General features: G+C 63.4%; 5 protein-coding genes. 1 reads left to right on the top strand and 4 read right to left on the bottom strand.

The window, feature by feature from the left end; translation table 11 throughout:
* The coding region (locus VEK15_23790) for a GNAT family N-acetyltransferase (GenBank protein HXV63743.1) at positions 1-698 on the bottom strand (698 nt) is incomplete at its 3' end.
* A gap of 62 nt (positions 699-760) precedes the next feature.
* The gene (locus VEK15_23785) at positions 761-958 is read right to left on the bottom strand and encodes a PspC domain-containing protein (protein HXV63742.1); all 198 of its coding nucleotides are present in this window, start codon (positions 956-958) and stop codon (positions 761-763) included.
* Positions 959-1,013: 55 nt separating this feature from the next.
* Between VEK15_23785 and VEK15_23780 the strand changes: the two genes are divergently transcribed.
* Complete coding sequence (locus VEK15_23780) at positions 1,014-1,292, top strand: hypothetical protein (protein ID HXV63741.1); 279 nt, start codon at positions 1,014-1,016, stop codon at positions 1,290-1,292.
* Here the strand turns inward: VEK15_23780 and VEK15_23775 are convergent.
* Both VEK15_23775 and alr read right to left on the bottom strand, forming a co-directional pair.
* Positions 1,289-2,188: a rhomboid family intramembrane serine protease gene (locus VEK15_23775; protein HXV63740.1), complete on the bottom strand. Its 900-nt coding sequence runs from the start codon at positions 2,186-2,188 to the stop codon at positions 1,289-1,291. The two genes, VEK15_23780 and VEK15_23775, sit on opposite strands and share 4 nt — an antisense overlap.
* Before the next feature lie 37 nt (positions 2,189-2,225).
* A complete protein-coding gene (alr, locus tag VEK15_23770; GenBank protein ID HXV63739.1) occupies positions 2,226-3,317 on the bottom strand; it encodes an alanine racemase in 1,092 nt (363 codons plus the stop codon).
* Positions 3,318-3,484 lie beyond the last annotated feature (167 nt).

Here is a 3,484-nt window from a genome sequence, read left to right as displayed (position 1 = left end):
TGATATTTCCACTCGAGGTAGGCGGCGGTCCTCTCGGCGATGAAATCATAGCCGTGCGATGCGGCCTGCCAGAGAGCATCGTATTCTTTGCCGAAAGGACCTTCCATCGGTCGCGCCGTCACGTCGCCACGCGTCTTTCTCCGGGGAAAAGCCAAAGAAAAGGCCAGACGCGCAATCGGCGCCAAGGACCGGGCCAGGGCTCGCGGCATCCTGCGCTCGAGTAGCGCGCCCGGGTCGAGGACCAGCGTGTAGCAGGGCACCGGCCCGACGTCTTCCCAACGAAGTTTCCTGAACAGGGTATAGGACGCAGCCGACAGTCCCAGACCGAGCGAAGCTTCGACGTTCTCGTCCCAGTAGAGGAACAGGCGCGAGCCAATGCCTTTACGTTGGACGTTCGGTCGGACCATCACATCCATGCCCCACGAGCCCCGGAGCGTCCGTCCCTTGACGTAGAGGCGGACGGGCATCGATGCGTATTGGCCGAGCACCACTCCGTTCTGCTTGGCAACCCAGATCTCGGGACCCTCGGGCGGGCAATTGGGGTTCTCGTCATACTGCCAGCGCCAGCGGGCGCGATTGTCCCCCGCGGCTTTCTCGCCGAAAACTTCCGCGTACATGGCCTCGAGCGCCGGTGTCTCCGCACTCGAGCGACGGCAGATCTCGATAGGAGCTCTCGCGCTCGGGGAGTTGGATGACATCGCTCGAAACCGGCGATCGTAGCATGAATCGGGCCAGCGCCCGGTTCAGCGTCGTCCGGGGCTTAATCGCCCTCGGGCATCACGATCGCGAGGATCACGTAGACCAGAATTCCTGGAAACGCGGCGGAACAGATCGAAAGGAGGACGTAGCCGACGCGGACGACCGTGGGGTCCCAGCCGAGCCAACGCGCAATACCGCCGCAGACCCCGAGAAGCATCCGGTCGCTCTTCGCGCGGGTCAGTGGTCTGTCCGACGGCACGCGACATTCTGTCTCATTTGCCGTGGGCCGACAAGTAAGTTAACGTCGCGCTGCCGTGGGATGTTTCGTCGGTTGTCTCGCCCTCCTGTTTCCGCGCATTGCGCTCGTTGCCGTGTTTCTCATGAGCAATTACCTGGGTCGGGCCTACGAAACGGTCCTCTGGCCGGTGCTCGGTTTCTTCTTCATGCCGCTCACTACGCTCGCCTATGCCTGGGCGGTGAACACCAATGGAACCGTGACGGGCGTCTACCTCGTCGTTGTGGTCGTGGCCGTCTTGATGGACCTCGGAACGACGGGGAAAGGGGCGTCCGAAGGCCGCAAACGCTGGGATTAAGGCAGATACGGAATGTACGGCATGCCGGCGACGACGGAGACCACGATGGAAAGCGCGGTGAGCAGGATGAAAACCAGCGCGACGAGAAGGTGGTCGCCCCGCTCGGGCTCCAGAGGGTCGAGTAAACGGGCCATGAGATACCCGCCGACCAGCCCCCCGAGGTGGGCCTGATTGTCCACGCCGGGCATCACGATGCCAAAAATGCCGAAGAACACTGCGTAGCCGATCATCTGCTGCTGAATCACTCGGCTGCCGGTACGGCGCCCGTAATAGAGGAGCGCCCCCAACAGACCGAAGATGGGCGCCGAGGCGCCGAGCGTCAGCGGCGCCCCGGCAAGACCGAGGAACGAGAGAACGAAGCCAAAAGGAATGAATGGATATAGCTGGTTCGCGAGGCTGCTGAAGAAGAATCCGGTAATGGACGACACCGAGTAGATGATGATCATCCGCCCGGCCCCATAGAACTCCGCGGTTGCGGGAGCGAAGTTCCGAACGATCATCATGTTGAAGGCGATGTGCAGGAGTCCGCCGTGGAGCCATCCCGCACTGAGCAGCGTCCACCACCTCCCCAGCTCGAAAACCGGGAGCTGCCCGCTCGCTCCGAAAAGAAAGAGCGCCCTCGTGCTCGGGCTCATGAACGTCAGGAAGCCGCCTCTTCGGATGCCGGAGGGGTCGATCAGAAGCGTCGCGATGAACAGACCGATCGAGCCAGCGATCACGAGCTTGACGAAGCCGAAGTCGCGCCCGAGCGCACGGATTGCGGCGCCGAAGCCGTAGAGACCGGGGTTGCGACGTCCGCAGTTGAGGCACTTCTCGTCGTTCACACCGACGAGCCGATTGCACGACGCGCAGAGGACCGAGCCTTCCCTTTGACGCTGAAACATCGCTGAGCCCACGGCATTCTAACCGATTGAGTGTCGCGGGGGTGCGCAGCTATTCGGGTGGCGCCTCGTGAGTCGTCTCGCGGTGAGCTCCGACGAGCCTCCGGGGCAGGAGCGGATTCAAGCGGGCCACGACCTCGTAAGCGATCGTCCCACTCAGACGTGCGATCTCGTCGGCCGAGATGCCATCCCCGAGCAGGACGACCTCGTCGTCCTCCTCCGCGCCAAGGCCGGTCACGTCCACCATGAACATGTTCATCGCGACACGTCCCACGACCGCGGCACGCTCGCCGCGCACGAGCACGTAGCCCCGGTTCGACAGCCTCCGGTCGTAGCCATCGTAGTAGCCTGCGGGAACGACGCCGATGACTCGATCGCTTTCGGCTCGGTAGGTGCAGTCGTAACCGACGCTCGCGCCTCTCGAAACCCTCTTGACCTGCGCCAGACGGCTCTTCCACGTCAGGACGGGCCTCAGCGGGACTTCGACGCGCGAGTCGGGAGACGGCCAGATTCCAAAGAGGCCGATTCCGACTCGCGCCAGGTCGCAGTGGGCATCGGGGTGAAGGAGCACCCCAGCCGTGGGCGAGGCATGCACCAGGACGCCTTCGAACAACGATGCCGCCTCACGGAGGCGTTCGAGCTGGATGCGGTAGAAATCCGAGCTCCCGTTCTCCACGTCCGCAAAATGCGTGTAGACGCCTTCGATCTGAATCCCAGTCAAATCGATATCGGATGGGGAGCCACCGAGTCGGTTGAGGCCGGTCTCGATCTTGAGGTGAGCGAGCGCGGGCTTTCCCATTCGTTCCGCCGCCCGAGCCATCGCCCGAGCGCTGTCTCGCCGAAAAAGGGCCTGTCGAAGGCCGAGACGGACGACGGTCTCGAGGTTCTCGGCTTCGGTGTGCCCGAGAATGAGAATCGGACGTCCCAGACCGAGGGCATGGATCTCCAAAGCCTCGCTCAAGGAGTCCACCCCGAACCAGTCCACGTGGTCCGCAAGGAGGGGCGAGACGAGGCGAGCCCCGTGGCCGTAAGCGTTCGCCTTCACGACCGCCATCAAACCCGTTCCTCGCTCGAGCCGTGCCCGGATCGCACACACGTTTCCAACGAGCCGCCCGGCGTCGATCTCGAGCCACGACGAGCCCACGTTACCGAACCGTTTTCACCAGGGGCTTCATCGTCATCGTCTGGACGACGAGCGAGAAGAAGACGAGTATCGCGGTCAACACGAGGAACTCCGCCCGGAAAGCGACGTCCCGGGGAAGGCCCAGTACCAGGGCAATGGGGATCGACCCCTTGAGCCCGCCCCATACC

The organism is Vicinamibacteria bacterium, from assembly GCA_035620555.1.
Taxonomy (GTDB): domain Bacteria; phylum Acidobacteriota; class Vicinamibacteria; order Marinacidobacterales; family SMYC01; genus DASPGQ01.
This window is presented reverse-complemented; position numbering and strand designations above follow the sequence as displayed.